8 protein-coding genes and 7 pseudogenes are annotated in these 18766 nt (G+C 62.2%); 11 read left to right on the plus strand and 4 right to left on the minus strand.

From position 1 onward, the window contains the following. Window positions 1-6: 6 nt before the first annotated feature. From B4968_RS11600 to B4968_RS11610, 3 genes are all read right to left on the minus strand, one after another. On the minus strand, window positions 7-672 hold the full coding sequence (locus B4968_RS11600; protein ID WP_083099225.1) for a TetR/AcrR family transcriptional regulator: 666 nt from the start codon (window positions 670-672) through the stop codon (window positions 7-9). A gap of 172 nt (window positions 673-844) precedes the next feature. Continuing rightward, window positions 845-1474, minus strand: a complete 630-nt coding sequence (locus B4968_RS11605; protein WP_083099226.1) for a glutathione S-transferase family protein — start codon at window positions 1472-1474, stop codon at window positions 845-847. A 109-nt stretch (window positions 1475-1583) separates the two neighbouring features. Next, window positions 1584-2078, minus strand: a complete 495-nt coding sequence (locus B4968_RS11610) for a class I SAM-dependent methyltransferase (RefSeq protein ID WP_083099229.1) — start codon at window positions 2076-2078, stop codon at window positions 1584-1586. 318 nt (window positions 2079-2396) lie between these two features. On the opposite strand from B4968_RS11610, the pseudogene B4968_RS11615 reads away from it, so the two are divergent. From B4968_RS11615 to B4968_RS11635, 5 genes and pseudogenes are all read left to right on the plus strand, one after another. After that, window positions 2397-4168: pseudogene (locus tag B4968_RS11615) on the plus strand (ABC transporter ATP-binding protein). Further along, window positions 4161-6091, plus strand: a pseudogene (locus tag B4968_RS11620) (ABC transporter substrate-binding protein). The pseudogenes B4968_RS11615 and B4968_RS11620 overlap by 8 nt, the downstream one beginning before the upstream one ends. Further along, a complete protein-coding gene (locus B4968_RS11625) occupies window positions 6091-7119 on the plus strand; it encodes an ABC transporter permease (protein ID WP_083099231.1) in 1029 nt (342 codons plus the stop codon). Before B4968_RS11620 ends, B4968_RS11625 begins: the two are co-directional and overlap by 1 nt. Next, window positions 7116-8270 (plus strand): annotated as a pseudogene (locus tag B4968_RS11630) (ABC transporter permease). Before B4968_RS11625 ends, B4968_RS11630 begins: the two are co-directional and overlap by 4 nt. Next, window positions 8267-9634, plus strand: a pseudogene (locus B4968_RS11635) (CoA transferase). Before B4968_RS11630 ends, B4968_RS11635 begins: the two co-directional pseudogenes overlap by 4 nt. A 198-nt stretch (window positions 9635-9832) precedes the next feature. Here the strand turns inward: B4968_RS11635 and B4968_RS11640 are convergent. Then, window positions 9833-12181 carry a mechanosensitive ion channel family protein gene (locus B4968_RS11640; protein WP_083099233.1) on the minus strand — a complete coding sequence of 783 codons (2349 nt, stop codon included), beginning with the start codon at window positions 12179-12181 and terminating at the stop codon, window positions 9833-9835. A 483-nt stretch (window positions 12182-12664) separates the two neighbouring features. Between B4968_RS11640 and B4968_RS11645 the strand changes: the two are divergent. The 6 genes and pseudogenes from B4968_RS11645 (at window position 12665) to B4968_RS11670 (ending at window position 18765) form a co-directional block, all read left to right on the plus strand. Further along, window positions 12665-13865: pseudogene (locus B4968_RS11645) on the plus strand (glycosyltransferase family protein). Between the two features lie 52 nt (window positions 13866-13917). Continuing rightward, window positions 13918-15131, plus strand: a pseudogene (locus tag B4968_RS11650) (glycosyltransferase family 4 protein). A gap of 98 nt (window positions 15132-15229) precedes the next feature. Then, window positions 15230-16294, plus strand: a complete 1065-nt coding sequence (locus B4968_RS11655; RefSeq protein ID WP_083099272.1) for a glycosyltransferase family 4 protein — start codon at window positions 15230-15232, stop codon at window positions 16292-16294. Further along, window positions 16291-16878, plus strand: a complete 588-nt coding sequence (locus B4968_RS11660; RefSeq protein WP_083099234.1) for a histidine phosphatase family protein — start codon at window positions 16291-16293, stop codon at window positions 16876-16878. The genes B4968_RS11655 and B4968_RS11660 overlap by 4 nt, the downstream gene beginning before the upstream one ends. After that, window positions 16875-18010: pseudogene (locus B4968_RS11665) on the plus strand (glycosyltransferase family protein). Before B4968_RS11660 ends, B4968_RS11665 begins: the two are co-directional and overlap by 4 nt. Then, entirely contained in the window at window positions 18007-18765 is a 759-nt protein-coding gene (locus B4968_RS11670) for a polysaccharide deacetylase family protein (RefSeq protein WP_083099236.1), read from the plus strand. The pseudogene B4968_RS11665 and the gene B4968_RS11670 overlap by 4 nt, the downstream one beginning before the upstream one ends. The last annotated feature ends 1 nt before the right edge of the window (window position 18766 follow it).

Genomic DNA, 18766 nt, shown 5'->3' on the forward strand with positions numbered 1-18766 from the left:
CAGACGTCAGATATCCCAGTATTTCTTGGTGAAATCAGCAAATTCTTCCAGCTCCGACGCGCTTGGCTCACAGCCGGTAAAGACCTTGAGGTAGTAGGGCGTCATTTGCAAACGATGGGCGTGGCTCTCATTGGGCTCGGCCATGCCATAGCCCAGCTGCATGTAATACAAGACCTTGGCACGGGTCATCGCCTCAAGCTCGGCAAAGCCAAAGCGCATGAACATCTGGGTCAGCGCCTCGAGCCTGAGGGCATCTGAGCGGTCCAGCAGGCTGCGCACCTTACCGGAGCGGCGCGCCCAGTCCCGCACCGCAAAATCCAGCGCCGTATTGAACAGCGCCGGGTTGGCAATGCAGTGAAAAATATTCAGCACAGCGCCGGTGATGGCCTCGGCCGGAGCCTCAGCCCGGGCCACCATTGCGGCGGTATTGGTCTGCTCCCAGGTCTTCAACAGCGCGTCCAGCAGGTCCTGGCGCGATTTGAAATACCAGTAGAACGACGAGCGCGACACGTTCAGGCGTTCGGACAGCGCCAGCACCTTTACCTGCTCGACCCCATCCGTGATCAGCACATCCATGGCCACATTCAGCCAGTCGTCCCGGGTGACTTTGACATTGCCCACCAAAGGCGCGGCGCTGGGGTCGTCACGATGCAATACGGGCTTTGGCGGCATGGGATCACATTTCTGGCAAGGGCGGGCAGCACCACCCTGCTTTGAGCGCTGGATGTTGTCCAGTCTTGTCGCCCTGACGTCACCCCGACGCAGGGATTGCCCAGTCATGCCCAGTCCGAAATTTACAGTCGCACATATACAGTCACACACCCACAGTCACATCTGTGGGCTGTCACATCTGTGCGCTGGGGCGGGCCTTGATCGCCGTATACCAGGCCAGGCTGGCCGCGTTCTCTTCGGGGATGCGCTGTTTGATCACCCGCGCGAAGTCAACAAACACAAAGGCCGAGATATCTGCCAGGGTGAATTCATCACCGGCCAGATAGGGGCTCTCGCTCAACCGCTCTTCCAGCAATGCAAAAAAGCGCTGAGTGCGCGCCAGACCACGCTCGGCCAGCTCGGGGAGCTGGGCATAGTTGTCGGGGCCGGGAATGGCGCGTCCCTGAAAGGCAGGGTGCGTATTGCGCAACGCCTCTGCAATGGGGTGCCCGCCTTGTTGCTCCACAATGGCGTTCCACATCAGGACCAGACCCTTTTCGTCCGCACTGCGCCCCATCAGGGCAGGCTCTGGCTGATAGGCCTCAAGATAGGCGGCGATACCGAGGTTTTCTGTCAGCACCGCGCCGCTGTCTGTCACCAGCACCGGGATCGTGGCGCGCGGGTTCACCGCCCGAAACGCGGCGTCCAGTTGCTCGCCCTTGGCGATGGAAATATCGTGGCTTTCGGGCGCAAGACCCTTTTCTGCCAGAAACATCCGCGCCCGGCGCGGGTTGGGTGCGGTAGAACAATCATAAAAAATCATCAGCTGGCCTCCTTGGTCGCAGGCCAGCCTAGGGATCAGATACGGGCAACGGCCAGAGTGACCCTGCGTCCCATTCCAAATTGAGCCTTCTCCAAATTGAGCCCCCGCCTCAGGCGTCGCGACGGTAGATAAAACAGCGCCCCTGCACCGCCTCTGCTGGCAGTGGCATTTCGGTGAGGCTGTCAAAATACATCCGGCCAGACGAGACCATCAGGCCCCCTGTCGCCAAAAGCGGCTCTACCAGAGGAGAGATCAGCCGGGCAAAGGCGTCGTTCTTTTCGCGGTTGTGGCCGCCCAGATCGGCATGCACCAGGCTGGCCGTTGCGCCAAACCGCACCAGTGCTGCGGGCAGGGTGTCGCGCACATCGCCTAGGATCGTCAGCTCTTCTGGCGGCGTGCTGTCAGGATGCGAGGCCACGGCCCGCTCAAACACATAGAGATCGCGGTCTTTTACGTTGTGTTTCATGTGATGGTAGGTGCGACCATTGCCTAGCCCCAGCTCGAACACCGGGCCCGACAGGGCGGCGGTCTGAGCGATGCCAAAATCCAGACAGGCGCGCTGCGACACCATGCGATCGATAAAAAGGTCCAGTCGAGTGATCATGCCAGGTCTCCTTTGGCCAGCCAGCGGGCAGTGCGCGACGGCACAATTGCAAAAGCCAGGCCGCTCACCCACCCTGATTTGTCAGATCCCGGCACAAATGTGTAGCACTTGCCGCCAATCTCTGGCTGGCACCGCGAAAATGTGGCCATGTGGTGCCGCTGTATCAATATTTCTGCAGCAAACAGCAGCTATGGCAAATGGGGTTTGACTAGGCCGCAGGCCACGCGCGAAGGTGAAGACAAAAAGAACAGGGAAAACGGGACACCTATGACTGGACAAATTCAGCCTGGACCTATGCAGCACTGTGGGCCGCTCTAAATGGCGCCTTTGCTCTCGGTAAAGAACCTCAGCATCGGCTTTGGCAAGGGCGACGATGTTGTGCGCGGCGTCAGTTTTGATGTCGCCGCCGGAGAAACGCTGGCGCTGGTCGGCGAGAGCGGCTCCGGCAAAACGGTGACCTGTCGGGCCGTGCTGCGCATCCTGCCCAAGGCGGCGCAAATTCGCAGTGGCAGCGTGCTATTGCAGGGGGCTTCCGGCGGACTGATCTGGCGACACTGGGAGAGCGCCAGATGCGCGATCTGCGCGGCAATCAGATTGCGATGATCTTTCAGGAACCGATGCGCTCACTGTCGCCCCTGCACCGCATTGGCAATCAGGTGGCCGAGGTGCTCTGGCTGCATGGCCGCAAAAGCGAGTCTGAGGCCAAGAAAGAGGTGCTCACCTGTTTTGAACGCGTCGGCTTTCCTGACCCCGAGCGCACCTATAGCTCCTATCCGTTCGAGCTGTCCGGCGGTATGCGCCAGCGCGCCATGATCGCCATGGCGATGGTTGCCCAACCACAGCTTTTGATCGCGGATGAGCCGACAACGGCGCTGGATGTCACCACCCAGGCGCAGGTGCTGGGCCTGATGAAAGAGCTGCAACGCGACACCGGCATGGCGATGATCCTGGTGACCCATGATCTGGGCGTGGTGGCCAATATGGCCGAACAGGTGGTGGTGATGCACAAGGGCCGGGTGATGGAAGCCGGCGCGGCCGAGCCCCTGCTGTCAGCCCCGGCGCACCCCTATACCCGTGCCCTGATTGAGGCAGCCCCAAAGATTCCCGCCGCCGCAGCCCCGCAGCCGGTACCGGGCCGCTCGGACCTGATCCTTGAGCTGAAATCCGTCTCCAAAACCTATAGCATGCGGGCCGGAAAGGGCTGGAAGGCGCCAAGCCTGATCTTTGCCTGTCGCGGTGTTGACCTGCTGCTTCCGCGTGGCAAGACCCTTGCAATCGTGGGCGAAAGCGGCTCGGGCAAAACCACCGCCGCCCGCATCGCTCTGGGGGCCGAGCCGCCTGACGAAGGCGGCTCTGTGCTGTTTCGCCCCCGCGCGGGGGAGGCCGCCATCGAGGTGCACAAAATGGACCGCACCGCCCGCACCGCCTTTCAGCGCGAGGCGCAGATGGTGTTTCAGGACCCCTATTCCTCGCTTAGCCCGCGGATGCGCATCCTCGACACAATGACCGAGCCGCTGGAGATCCATCACATCGGCACCCAGTCGGAACGGCGTGAGCGGGCTGCGAAGATGCTGCAAACCGTGGGTTTGGGCGCGGATATGCTGCAGCGGTATCCACATGCATTTTCCGGCGGACAGCGCCAGCGTCTGTCTATCGCGCGGGCCCTGATGCTGGAGCCTTCGCTGCTGGTCTGCGATGAGCCAACTTCGGCGCTGGATGTCTCGGTCCAAGAGCAGATCCTGCGCCTGCTGGAGAAAATCCGCGACGAAAACCAGCTGTCCTACCTCTTTATCAGCCATGATCTGGCGGTGGTGGCGCGCATTGCCGATGAGGTTGCGGTGATGCGGCGCGGGCTGGTGGTGGAGCAGGCCACGCCCGAGACCCTGTTTCACAACCCACAACACCCCTATACCAAGGCCCTGATCGCAGCCCAGCCAGAGCCGGACATTCATCGCCCCATTAACCTAAAACTGGTGGCACAGGGCGCAGGCCGGCCGGAAGACTGGCCCGAAAAATTCAGATTCTCAGGCTTTGAAGCGCCGCCTCTTGTGCCGCTTGAGCCCGGACACAAGGTACGTTGCCATGTTTAAAGCCCCGCACTCTGTTCTTGCCCTGACCGCGACATTGCTGCTCGCGCCCCTGTTTGCCCCGCCGGCCGCCCATGCCGGACCCCATTTTGTCGAAAGCCCCTTTTGGCAGGACGAGGTGAGCAGCGGCAATATGCCTCCCGTCTCAGAGCGCTTGCCGGATGTGCCGCTGATGGTCGATCTGGCCGCCAAAGGGCGTGCCTTTGGCCAGCAGGGCGGCACCCTCAACACCATGGTGACCCGCTCCAAGGATATCCGCCAGATGGTGGTCTATGGCTATGCCCGGCTGGTCGGCTATACCGAAGACTACACATTGCAGCCCGACATTCTGCTTGGCTATGAAAACGAGGGCAACCGGCGCTACACGCTGAAACTGCGGCCCGGCCATCGCTGGTCCAGTGGCGATCCCTTCACCTCGGCTGATTTTGAATACTGGTGGAAAGATATTGCCAACACCCCGCTGCTGAGCCCGGCTGGCCCGCCGGATTTCCTCTATTCAGAGGGCCAGTTGCCGCAGGTCAGTTTTCCGGATGCAGCCACCGTGATCTATCAGTGGGACACGCCCAATCCGCAGTTTTTGCAAAACCTGGCCCAGGCGCGCCCGCCGTTCATTCTATCGTCCGTCAGCCTATCTGAAACAGTTCCACGCGGACTATGCAACGGCTGAGGCCCTGGCCGAAGAAGTCGACTATGCCCGGGTCAAAAGCTGGGCGGCGCTGCACAATAAATACGACAATATGTACAAGTTCGATCACCACGAGCTGCCCACCCTGCAGCCCTGGATCAATGCGACAGCCGGCAAGAAAATCCGCCATCAGTTCGTGCGCAATCCCTATTATCACCGCGTCGATACCCATGGCGTCCAGCTGCCCTATATCGACACCGTCGAGATGGAAATCGTCGCCGGCGGTCTGGTGGCGGCCAAGGCCAACGCAGGCGAGGCGGATCTGCAGGCGCGTGGCCTTGGCTTTCGCGACCTCCCGGTCCTGCGCAAGGGCGAAAAAGACGGCGCCGACTACACCACCTACCTCTGGGGGACCGGGGCGGCCTCGCAGATCGCAATCTATCCCAACCTGAATGTCGCGGACCCGGTCTGGCGCGCGGTTCTGCGCGATGTCCGGGTCCGCCGGGCGCTGTCGCTTGCGATCAACCGTAACGCCATCAACAAGGCGCTGTTTTTCAACCTGGCCAAACCGGGGGCGATGACGGTGCTGGAGCAAAGCCCCTTTTATGAGGCTGAGATGCGCGAGGCCTGGGCCGCGTTTGATCCCGAGTTGGCCAACCGCCTTTTGGACGAGGCCGGGCTCGGTGAAAAAGACGGCTATGGCATTCGCCGCCTGCCCGATGGGCGCCAGATGGAGCTGGTGGTGGAAACCGCCGGAGAACGCCAGGAGGTAGAGAATGCCCTGCAAATCATCACCGACGACTGGAGAGATGTTGCGTCAAGCTGGTGATGCGGCCGCTGGACCGCGATATTCTGCGCAACCGGGTGTTCTCGGGCACCACCTTGGCGGCGGTCTGGTACGGCTGGGACAATGGCCTGCCACAAAACTACACCTCCCCCGCCTATCTCGCCCCCACCGATCAGGTGTTTTTTGCCTGGCCCAAATGGGGCCAGCACTACCAGACGGCGGGTGCCGCGGGTGAAGCGCCGGATATGGCGCCGGCCCAGCGCCTGATGGAGCTGATGCATGAATGGGAAAATGCCTCTGATGACGAGGCGCGCGCCGCAGCCTGGCATGAGATGCTCAAGATCCATTCCGAGCAGGTCTATGGCATTGGCATTGTGGCGGGCGCACCGCAACCCGTGGTCTCTCAAACCGGCTGCGCAACGTGCCCCAAAAAACCATTTGGGCCTGGGAGCCCGGAGCGCATTTCGGGGTTTATCGCCCGGATGAATTCTTTTTTGAAGATGGTAAGGGCTGATGGGCATTCTGCGTTACGCCATCTACCGGTTTGGCACCATGTTGCTGACCCTCTGGGTGGTTTCCATTCTGGTCTTTGTCATCATCAACCTGCCGCCCGGCGACTACCTGTCCAATCAGATCGCCGAGCTGCGGGCCAGCGGCCAATCCGCCGGTGTCGCCAAGGCCGAATTTCTGCGCAGCGAATACTCCCTGGATAAGCCCCTGTGGCAGCAATATTTTATCTGGGCCGGGTTTCTGCCGGGCCCGCATGGGTTTTCCGGCCTGATCCAGGGCAATTTTGGCTGGTCCTTTGAATTTGACCGCCCCGTTTCTGAAATCGTCGGCGACAGTCTCTGGCTCACCGTTCTGGTCAATCTTGCGGCCGTTCTCTTTGTCTATGTCGTGGCCCTGCCTCTGGGCGTTCTGGCCGCCGCCCGCGCCCGCAGCTGGGTTGATTACAGCTCTGCCTTTGTGGGCTATCTTGGCCTTGCGACGCCCAATTTTTTGCTGGCGCTGATCCTGTTTTACTATGGTCATCGCTGGTTCAACCTGCCGATTGGCGGCTTGATGGACCCGGCGCTTGAGGGCGAGCCGATGAACTGGGAAAAGGTGAAATCCATCCTCATCCACCTGATTGTGCCGACCTTTGTCATTGGCACCTCCGGCGCCTCGGCGATGATGCAGCGGCTGCGCGCCAATATGCTGGATGAGCTGGGCAAACCCTATGTCGAGACCGCCATCGCCAAGGGCATGTCGCCGTCGCGCATGCTGGCAAAATACCCGCTGCGGGTGGCCTTCAACCCCTTTGTCGCCGACATCGGCAACCTGCTGCCCTCGATGATTTCCGGCTCGGTTCTGGTCTCGGTGGTGCTTGGCCTGCAGACCATCGGCCCCACCCTGCTGACGGCGCTCAAGACCCAGGACATGTTCCTGTCTGGGTTTGTTTTGATGTTTGTCGCCCTGCTGACCCTGATTGGCACCATGATTTCGGACGTTCTGCTGGTCTTGCTGGATCCCCGCATTCGATACGAGGGGCGTGACGCATGACCCAATTACCTGACGGACGCTATGTCGATGACGCCCCTTATGATCCCGCAGCCTCTCTGCAAGAGCTTGAGCGCAAAGATCTGGATGCCCCCAACTGGGTGCTGATCTGGCGCAAGTTCAAAACCCATAAGCTGGGGCTGATCTCGGGCACCTTCCTGCTGATCTGCTATCTTTTGCTGCCCGTGGTTGGCTTTATCGCGCCCTATGGCCCGAATGAGCGCAAAAGCGAACATCTGTTTTCGCCGCCGCAATCCATCAACCTGTTCCATGAGGGCAAATTTCTTGGACCCTTCATCTATCCGATGACCTCCGAGGCCGACCTGGAGACCTTTCAGTGGGTGTTCAAACCCGATCTGGACAACCCGCTCAAGCTGGAGTTCTTTTGCGAGGGCCAGACCTATAACATTGCTGGTCTGATCCCCTCTGACACTCATTTGTTCTGTCCCGCCGAGGGGGCAACTGTGTTCCTCTGGGGGTCTGACCGACTGGGGCGCGATATCTTCAGCCGCATCCTTTATGGCGCGCAGCTGTCGCTCACGGTTGGCCTCATTGGCATCTCGGTGTCCTTTGTTCTGGGGATCTTTTTTGGCTCTGTTGCCGGCTATTTCGGCGGCAAGATCGACTGGGTGATCAACCGCGTGATCGAAGTTCTGCGCTCATTGCCCGAATTGCCGCTCTGGCTGGCGCTCTCTGCGGCCGTGCCCTCAAACTGGTCGCCGGTGGCGGTGTTTTTCATTATCTCAGTGATCCTCGGGATACTGGACTGGCCGGGGCTGGCGCGCTCGGTCCGGGCCAAATTCCTGTCGTTGCGCGAAGAAGAATACGTGCGGGCGGCGGAAATGATGGGGGCCTCATCGGGGCGGGTGATCCGCAAACACCTGATCCCCAATTTCATGTCGCATCTCATCGCCTCGGCCACGCTGTCGATCCCGGCAATGATCCTCGGTGAGACAGCGCTCTCCTTCCTTGGCCTTGGGCTGCGGGCACCGGCGGTCAGCTGGGGCGGATGCTGAATGATGCGCAGAACCTGGCCTCGATCGAGATCTATCCATGGACCGCCATCCCGATGCTACCGATCGTGATAATCGTGCTCGCCTTCAACTTTTTTGGTGACGGGCTGCGGGACAGTCTCGGACCCCTATCAGCAATGAGCCTGCTGCAAGCCCTGCCTGCACCGGGCAGCTATCAGCGCACCGGTGTGGGGCGCTACGACAGCGCATATGATGTGAGCGCGCTGGCCAATGCCAGCTTTGCCGCCGTGGGCCAGCAGCTCGCCCTGTTGATGCAGGCCACAGGTCTCAGCGATGAGGTCCTGCCAGTGACCCTGCCAGTGACGGTGGATCAACGTCTGGCCTCGCTTTGGTTGGCTATAGTTTTGCCGCCCAGGGCTGGAAATTGCCAAGCCTCTGGGATCCGATCGCGGGCAACTTACCCCTGTCGCGATGGCTGGATCAGGTTGCACACAAACCTGCCACATCACCGCGCTGCCGCACTTGGTGTGCTGGGCTGCGCGGCGGATCCCGCAGCGGTGCGCCGCGCTGTTCTGTGCTGGAGTGGCGATGCGCTTGAGGCCGAAATCGTCGCCGCCGGAGGTGTCGCGGCCGCTATGCGCAGCCGTGCGGACTGGCTGTCCCATCCACAGGGGCAGGCTGTGGCAGCCGAGCCTCTGATCCACTGGGACGCAGCGCGCACCGTCACCTTAAGACCGCGTGCAGCCGCCAGTAGTGCCGCGCCCCTGCTTGGCCTGCGGGTGCTTGATCTGACACGCGTGCTGGCAGGTCCCATCGCCACGCGCACCCTTGCCGGGTTTGGCGCCGAGGTGCTGCGCATTGATCCGCCCGGCTGGGACGAACCCGGCGTCATTCCGGATATTTCCCTGGGCAAGACCATGGCCAGTCTTGATCTGCGCCAAGACGCGGACCGGCGGCGGTTTGAGGAGCTGCTGGCGCAGGCAGATGTGCTGGTGCATGGCTACCGTCCTGACGCGCTTGACCGGCTTGGGTTTGGCCGCGCAACCCGTGACAGCCTTGCGCCGAACCGGATTGAGGTAAGCCTTAGCGCCTATGGCTGGAGCGGCCCCTGGGCGCAGCGGCGCGGCTTTGACAGTCTGGTGCAGATGAGCGCCGGGATTTCTGATGCGGGCGCGCGTTGGGCTGGTGCGGACAAACCGACACCTCTGCCCGTGCAGGCGCTGGATCACGCCACCGGCTATCTGATGGCGGCCGCGGTGCTCAGCGCCCTGCGGCAGGCTGTGGTCAAAGGGGTAACCCAGACCGCCCGGCTCTCCCTTGCCCGCACGGCGGAACAGCTTGCCAGCCTTCCAGAGCAGACCACCGCTGCCCCCCTCCTGGGGCAAGCAACACCCGCGGACTATTGCAGCCAGCTGGAAGACAGCAGCTGGGGGCCCGCTCTGCGTCTTCGTCCAGCATTACTGGTCGGCGACGCAACCCAGATGCACTGGGACAGCCCGGCACAGGCCTGCGGCAGCGCACCCGCCCGCTGGTCAAACACCTAGTCACGGCTTTCAGCCAAACCAGACTTCTCCGCACTCGCAAACCTGCGCAACCTTTCCGCGCCGGGCCGCAGGCCCGGCGCCCGGCCCAACGCCAAACGAGGCGCGTCAGCGGATCGGATTGGGGGCGGGAGCCCCCCCTGTTGGGCGGCGACCTGTCAAGCCCTCACAACAGCCCTTTCCAACCCAGACGTCGCAGGGCTAGCGGTCGTCACCACCTCCATTGACGTCCATAAAATCCTCGTCAATTGCGGCCTGGACCGCGCCGGCCACAGCTTCTTTTTTATGCGCAGGCAGATCATCTGCATGCTCATCCGCCAGGCGTACTGTGACCTCACGGTGGGCAAATTTAATGCCTTCACGGGCAAAAATCTCGCGGATATCCTGATAGACCCGTTTACGCACCAGCCACTGATCGCCCGGCTTGGTCATGAACTTCACCCGGATGATCATCGCAGAGTCCTGCATCTCGATCACACCCTGCGATTTCAGGGGCTGCATAAAGCTCTCGCCAATTACCGGATCGTTCAGCAGCTCCTGCCCCAGCTTCTTGATCAGTTTGCGCACCTTTTCCACATCGGTGTCATAGGTCACCCGCAGCGGCAGCTTCATCATCACCCAATCGCGCGAGTAATTGGTCAGGACCTTGATCTCGCCAAACGGGATCGTGTGCAGCGCCCCCAGGTGATGGCGCAGCTGAAAAGACCGGACCGAGATTTTCTCAACGGTGCCTTTGACTTCGCCAATATCGATGTACTCGCCCTTGCGAACCGCATCATCAACCAGGAAAAACGCCCCGGAAAAAATGTCGCGCACCAGGGTCTGAGAGCCAAATCCGACCGCCAGACCAACCACGCCGGCACCGGCAAACAGGGGGCTCACATTAATGCCCAGCTCCATCAACACAATGAGAACGATAGACACCACCACCACGGCCAGAATGGCGCCCCGAAACAGCGGCAGCAATGTCGCCAACCGGCTGGCCCCGCCAGCACCGCCCTCATCGCCCAGCTCAGCCTCCGGAACATCACCGCGCTCCTTGTCGATCTTGCTGTCAATACAGACCCGCGAGGCGTGATAGACGATATAGCCCAGAAACAGAATGACAATGACATCGCCCATCCGTGTGGCGACTGTGCCCATCATCCATGCGGCCTCTGGATCCCAAACCATCACCAGGGCATAGGCCCCAACCAGGAAGGCAAGCATGCCCGCCACCCGGCGCGCCAGATCCTCAAAGTTGGCAATAGGATGCCCCTGGCTCTTGGCCATCGCCTCGATTTCTTCCTCGGAAATCACAGCGACCTCGCCGTCTTCGCCGGCAGCCAAAGCCTGCTCAGCGCTCACCGGGGCTAGGATCTCGGGCAGGCGGCGACGGCGGGAGAAGGCCTCGATCCCGTAGTTGATGACACCGTAGACCACCAGGATTGAGGTCAGGACCATATAGGTTCCAGCCATCAGCGGCACCGGCACATCGCGCTCCAACACCAGATCAAACGCGAGCTGAAACCAGCCAAAGACGATATAGGCCAACACCAGGGGTGCCCAGACCATCGACAGAACACGCAACAGCCAGGAACACTCGTCCTTGCTGCGCCCAGCCCGGATCGCCAGCGTAATTGCCCTGGCATTCAGGCCGACCAAGGCCAGGTTCCCCAAGGCCCCCACCAGTGCCAGCAAGCCATAAACCAATGCATAGACATTGTAATTCAGGCCGAAATCCCCCACCCAGGTGGAAAATATCAAGGTTGAGACGTCATAGGCTGCCAGTATCGAGGCCGAAATATAAAGCCGTTTGGCATCCCGGTCAGAAAACACCGGCATGCGATACTGGCTGAGATAGGGCGACAGCACCATACGCCACAAATCCGAAACTGTCCGGATAACAAAAAACGCCGTGTAGATCGCCGTCACGGTGAATTCGACCGAGCTGTCCCCTGAGGGGCCAAAAATCAGATAGGAGGCCGTCAGGGCAAAGATCATTGCAAACAACGTCCCTCCAACCCCCATCAGAAAGCGGAAGACGAGAAACGGCATCTTCTCGTAGTATCCCACGGGCTGCGCTTTGATCCGGGCCACCACAAAGCGTTTTGCAATCCGTTTTCCGTAGATTTCCGTCGTCAGCCAAATCCCAATTATCAGGAACAAGACACTCCAGCCCAGCACTTCGACATAGGTCATGATGCGCCCGTCCGGGCTGGTTTGGCGCAGAATGTATTTCATCTCAAAGATAGAATAGGGCAAGGCCTCCAGACGGCTGCGCAGCTCTTGACGAAAAGACTGAAACTCCGACTGCGCCTTCATCAGCGCCGAAGCCCCCTCCATCTTACGTGTCGCAGGCGTCTCTGGCTCTGGGTCCCCGGTGGTCCTGACGGTGCCACTGCCGTCAACAATGATCACCCCAAGGCCACTCTCAGCCGCCAGTTCCACCGCCCGGGCAACCGGGTCTGTGGCAACAGTCTCCTGCGCCTGCACCATCTGAGGCGCTGCCATCGAAAACAAGATGAGCAAAAAACTCAAACAGCTGAACTGGAACAAACGCTGGATCATAACAAGACTGGCTCCGTATAGGGTCGCGTTAGCCTAGCGACAGGGCACCCTCTTCGCAATTGCATGCCGCAGGATTATCATGCGAGCGGTGCCACGGCTTTCTGGCCCCTTCGCTCTACAGAAAAGGCGCAAGATCGCTACTAGGCTCCAAACTGCGCCGCGCCCTTGATTGGCCAAGAGGGTCCCACCTCTCCTGTGCCCGCCTGCTATGCCTCCCTCCTGTGCCTTCTTCCTGTGCCCGCCTCCACACGTCAGAGTTATCCGGCATACCCCAGAGCGCACGCGAACCTACGGCATACCTGTGCTGAAATGTCAGTCCGGGCCAAAGGATTTGTCCCTCATGCGCCATTTCCATTGAAAATCGGATGTTTCCAAGGCCCCCCCCCTTGATTTCAGCACCCTCCTATTGCACCAACCCTTTGTAGCGCACCTGCAGGCTAGCCAATGATACCGACCCAGAACACATCTTCCGAGCGAGACCAGATGCCACGCGGACCACGGGTGATGCTGTATAGTCATGATGCTTTTGGGCTCGGGCACCTGCGCCGTTCGCGCGCCCTGGCGAGCGCCATTACCACCGCAGATCCCGCCGCCCCGGCGCTTATTCTGACCGGGTCGCCTGTGGCGGGGCGGTTTGCTCTTTCCCAGCCGCGTCGACCATATGCGCCTGCCTGGGGTGATCAAACGCTCTAATGGCAGCTATGCCTCGCGCACAATGGGCATGAGCATCGAAGAAACCACCGAGATGCGCAGCGGGCTGATCCGCTCTATGGCAGAGCAATATGAGCCGGATGTGCTGATTGTCGACAAAGAGCCCACAGGCTTTCGCGGGGAGCTGCTGCCGGCGCTCGAGGTGCTTGCCGCCCAGGGGCGGACCAAGCTGGTGCTGGGGCTGCGCGATGTGCTTGATGAACCAGAGGTTCTGGCGGCGGAATGGGCCCGCAAAGAGGCGATCCAGGCCACCGAGGCCTTCTATGACGAAATCTGGGTTTACGGGCTGCGCTCGATCTACGACCCAACCAAGGGGCTGGGTCTCAGCCCTGCGGTTCAGGACCGCATGCACTGGACCGGCTATCTACGCCGCGACCTGGGGCCGCTGGATGAACCCCCAGAGCAGCCCTATGTGCTGATCACCCCCGGTGGCGGTGGCGACGGTGCCATGATGGTGGATCTGGTGCTCTCGGCCTATGAACGCGACCCCGATCTGGCGCCGCGCGCCGTGCTGGTCTACGGCCCCTTCCTGTCAGGCGACACCCGCGAGGCCTTTGAGACCCGCGTTGAGGCCCTGCAGGGCCGGGTCCCCCCGGTTGGCTTTGAATCGCGTATCGAAACCCTGTTCTCTGGCGCGCAGGGCGTTGTCTGCATGGGCGGCTACAACACGTTTTGCGAAGTGCTGTCCTTTGACAAACCCGCCGTCATCGTGCCGCGCACCACACCGCGACTGGAACAATGGATCCGCGCCAGCCGCGCCGAAGAGCTCGGGCTGGTAGCCATGCTGGACGAGCGCCGCGATGGCTGGACCCCCGAGGCGATGAACCTCGCCATCCGGACCCTGGGCGCGCAAAAGCCCCCCTCGGCCGCCTTTTCAGACGGGCTGCTGGACGGGTTGCTGGACGGGCTCGACTACGTGACCCAGCGCGTCTCATCCTTGCTGGAAGGCACGCCCCGAAAGGCCTCCGAATGAGCCATACGCCCCCCGGCCTTCTCCCCGAGACGCCCGCCCCGCCGCTGCGGTTCTGGTCAAGGGCTGGCCCCGCCTTTCAGAGACCTTTATCGCCCAGGAGCTGGTGGCGCTTGAGGCCGCCGGGCAAAGCTTTGAGATCTGGTCGCTGCGCCACCCGACGGATGTAAAACGCCACCCGCTGCACGACCGTTTGCAGGCGCATGTGCGCTATCTGCCAGAGTATCTCTATCAGGAACCCGCCCGCGTCTGGCAGGCGCGCGCGCGCGCCAAAACGCTACCGGGCTACGCCGAGGCCTATCGCATCTGGCGCGCCGACCTGCGGCGTGACCCCAGCCGCAACCGCATCCGCCGCTTTGGTCAGGCCTGCGTTCTCGCAGCCGAGATGCCCGCCGAAGTGCTGGGTCTTTATGCGCATTTCCTGCACACGCCCTCCTCGGTGGCACGCTATGCTGCCATCATGCGCGGCCTGCCCTGGAGCTTTTCGGCCCATGCCAAGGACATCTGGACCTCACCGGACTGGGAGATTTCCGAAAAGCTCTCAAGCCAGCATCACGGCGCCGCCTTTGGCGCCACCTGCACCGGGTTTGGCGCGCGGCATCTGCAGCAGATGTCGGATGACCCGGCCCGCATCGACCTGATCTATCACGGGCTGGATCTGGCGCGGTTTCCAGCGCCACCTGTGCGACAGGACCGCCAGGCACAAGATCCGCTGCGGCTGATGTCCGTCGGGCGTCTGGTTGAGAAAAAGGGCTTTGACCGGCTGATCGCCGCGCTGGCCCTGCTGCCGCAGGATCTGGACTGGCACTGGACCCATATCGGCGGCGGCGGTCTGAGCGATCTGTTGCAGGACATGGCCGAGGACGCCGGGATTGCCCGGCGCATCACCTGGTGCGGCGCCTGCGACCAGCCCGAAGTGATCAAAGCCATGCGCGCCTCGGACCTTTTGTGCTGCCCAGCCGGGTGGCGGCAGATGGCGACCGCGACGGCCTGCCCAACGGGTTGATGGAGGCTGCGTCACAATTGCTACCCATCCTGTCGACGCCGGTGTCCGCCATCCCGGAATTCATCGACAGCGGCACCCATGGCTTGCTCAGCGATGACGCGCCCGCAGCGCTGGCGGCGGCGATTGTCACGCTGGCGCAGGATCCAAAGAAGACCGCAGATATGGCCGAAGCGGCACTGCAGCGCCTGCGCCGCGATTTTGGCATGGATCCCGGCATCGCCCAGCTGGTCACCCGGCTGGATGCCATGCTGCAGGGCTCATGAGCGACGCAACAGACCCCGCCACCGCTGCTGGCCCTGAATTTGCCCCGGATCATGCCCCCCCTCTCGGCACCGCCAGGCGGGTCGCCTTTTACGCGCCGATGAAATCCCCCCGCCATCCGGTGCCGTCGGGGGATCGTGAAATGGCACGCAACCTGATGTCCATTATCGCTGCAGGCGGCGCCGGGGTTGATCTGGTCACCGAGCTGAAGATCTTTGACAAAGCGGGCGATGCCAGCCTGCAGGCCACCCTGCGCGACAAAGCCGCCTTTGAGGCCCAGCGCCTGATAAAAGAGATGCCGCCGACGGATCTCTGGGTCACCTATCACAACTACTATAAGGCGCCGGACCTGATCGGGCCGACTGTGGCGCGCGCGCGTGGCATTCCCTATGTGCAGATCGAAAGCACCCGCGCCGCCCGGCGCCTGCAGGGGCCCTGGGCCGGATTTGCCCAGTCTGCCCATGCGGCTGCCGATGCCGCCGCGCTGATTTTCTATCTCACCGCCAATGATCTGATCACGCTTGAACGCGACCGCTATCAGGACCAGTCGCTGGTTTCGCTGCCGCCCTTTCTGCCAATCACGTCCCTGCCCAGGGCGGGCACTTTGACAGGGCCTGTGCGCACAACTGGCCCAATGCTCACGGTTGGCATGATGCGGGCCGGAGACAAGCTGGCCTCTTACGAGATCATCGCCGCCTCACTGGCCGGGCTGACCGGTGACTGGCAGTTGCAGATCGCCGGCGATGGCCCGGCCCGCGCAGAGGTCGAAGCCCTGATGGCGCCCTTTGGCAGTCGCGTCACATTCCTGGGGCAGCTGTCCCGCGACGCCCTGGCCGAGATCTATGCGCAGGCCAGCCTGTTCCTGTGGCCCGGCGTCAATGAGGCCTTTGGCATGGTCTACCTTGAGGCCCAGTCCCACGGGCTGCCCGTGGTTGCACAGGACCGCCCCGGCCTGCGCGATGTTCTGGCGCCCGGTGACTACCCGGCGCCAGATCTTGGCGCCACAGCGCTAAGCACCCAAATTCAAAAACTTTTGAGCGCAGCCGAGCTGCGGCGACAGCTGGGTGCGCAGGCGCGGGAAATGATCGCTGCTGACCACCTTGCCCCGGCCGCAACCCAGCGCTTTTGGTCCGCCGTTGCCCCGCTCATGAAGGAGATCCCATGATACGTCTCGCTCTCTTACGCCACGGCCACACCGCCTGGAACCGGGCTGGCCAGATTCAGGGCCGCAGCGACATCCCGCTGGATGACATGGCCCGGACAGAACTGGCCGGTTTTGCCCTGCCTGCCCCCTGGGACGCGGCTGAGCTCTGGTCCAGCCCCCTGAGCCGTGCGGTGGAAACGGCCAAAGTGGTCGCCGGGCGCGCGCCTCTGACCGACCCTGCCCTGACCGAAATGTTCTGGGGTGACTGGGAGGGCCAGAAAGGGCTGGAGCTGAAGGCCGACCCCGACAGCGGGTTTCGCGATATTGAGCACTGGGGCTGGGACTATCGCCCCCCCGGCGGCGAAACCCCGGCAGAGGTCTGGGCGCGGATCAGGCCCTGGCTGGCGACGCTGCAGCGCGACACGGTTGCGGTCTGCCATATCGGCATCATGCGGATGATCCTGGCCCAGGCCTATCACTGGGATTTTGACGGCCCCGCCCCCTTTCGGATCAAACGCAACAGGCTCTTTGTCATCGAGGTTGCAGGCGAGACCCTCACGCCCTGGCCAGAGCCCGTTCGCCTGACCAAAATCGCCGCGCCATGAAGGTTATGATCGTGGTCACCCATCTGCTGGGCACCGGCCATCTGGCGCGGGCGCTCACCCTTGGGCGCGCCTTTCTGGCGGCTGGCGACACGGTGCAGATCGTCTCGGGAGGCTTTGCCGCACCGCAGCTCAACACCCAGGGCATCGCGATTGTGCAACTGCCGCCGCTGCGCTCAAACGGGGTGAATTTCAGCCAACTGCTGACACCCGATGGGGCACGCGCGGATGACGCCTATCACCTGGCACGTCAAAACGCGCTTTGTGCTGCCTTGCAGCAGATGCAGCCCGATGTGCTGGTCACCGAACTTTACCCCTTTGGTCGCCGTACGTTGCGCCATGAATTTCTGGCGCTGTAGCGGGCGGCGGAGACACTGGCAAAGCCGCCCAAAATCCTGGCCTCGATCCGCGCCATTCTGGCGCCGCCGTCCAAACCGGAAAAGGCCGACAAAGCCGATGCGGTGATCGCAGAGTTCTATGACGCCGTGCTGGTGCATTCAGATCCACAGGCGGTGCCGCTGGAGCTCAGCTGGCCGGTCTCTGACATGCTGGCCTCAAAGCTGCGCTATACCGGTTTTGTCGCCCCCCCTGCAGCGGGCCCACACCCGATGCAGCAGGTCAGGGTGAAATTCTGGTGAGTGCTGGCGGCGGCAGTGTCGGCGATGAGATCTACCACTGCGCCCTTGAGGCCGCCCGCCTGATGCCGAGCCATCCCTGGCGTCTTTTGGTGGGTGGCAGTGACGCGACAGCGCGCATTGCCGCTCTGCGCCAGATCGCCTCCCCCGCCAGGGTTGAGGCGGCGCGGCCGGATTTTCGCCAGATGCTCAGCCATGTCGCCGCCTCGGTCAGCATGTGTGGCTACAATACCGCGCTGGATCTGTTGCAGGCAAATACCGCCTCCGTGCCCTGTTCCTTTGATGCCGGCAGCGAAGTGGAACAGGGCCTGCGCGCCAAAAGCCTGACGCCACTGGATTGGATTGAGGCCCTGCGCACCGCCGAACTGACTCCACAAAGCCTGATTGCAGCCCTGCAACGGGCCTTGGCGGCCCCCCGTCGTGTGGCAACCCGGTTTCAGTTTGACGGCGCCCGGCGTTCCGTTGACATTGCCCATGAGCTGGCAGGAGAGCCCCTATGACACCGGACTGGACTGCGCTGGATCTTGAGCTGTCGCGCTGGCGGGACATCGGCTTGACGCTGCCGCTCTGGTGGCGCGACGATGACGCCATTGCGCCAACTGCGGCGCTGGATCAGCTCAGCGCATTGGCACAAACCCTGGCCCTGCCCGTGCATCTCGCCGTCATTCCCAGCAGCGCGACACCGCAGCTTGCCTCCTATGTCAGCGCCCACCCCGAGCTGATCCCCGTGGTGCATGGCTGGTCGCATAGCAACCTGGCCGCAGAGGGTGAGAAGAAATGTGAATTCCCGGCCCATCGGCCGGTTGAGGCGGCCCTGGGCGACATAGAGGCCGGGCTGGCCCGGCTGCAGGATCTGTTTGGCGCCCGGCTTGAGCCGATTTTTGTGCCGCCCTGGAACCGTATCGCAGCAGATCTGCTCCCCTGGATGGCAGGCGCTGGCTTTGCTGCGCTGTCGACCTTTACGCCACGCACAAAGGCCAAGGCAGCACCTGGACTGGCGCAGATCAACACCCACCTGGACCCGATCAACTGGAAGGGCAGCCGGTCACTGGTTGCACCGGATCAGCTGATCACGCAGGTAAGCCGGCAGTTGCAGGCGCGCCGCCTTGGCACAGCAGACAATAGCGAACCCTATGGCATTCTCACGCATCACCTGGTGCATGACACAGCCATCTGGGAGTTCACCGCGGCGCTGATTGCGCGCCTGATGCAGGGGCCGGCACAGGTCTGGCAGTTTGACAAAAGGATGATTTGAA

Origin of the sequence: Pseudophaeobacter leonis, assembly GCF_002087335.1 — a bacterium.
GTDB lineage: Bacteria > Pseudomonadota > Alphaproteobacteria > Rhodobacterales > Rhodobacteraceae > Pseudophaeobacter > Pseudophaeobacter leonis.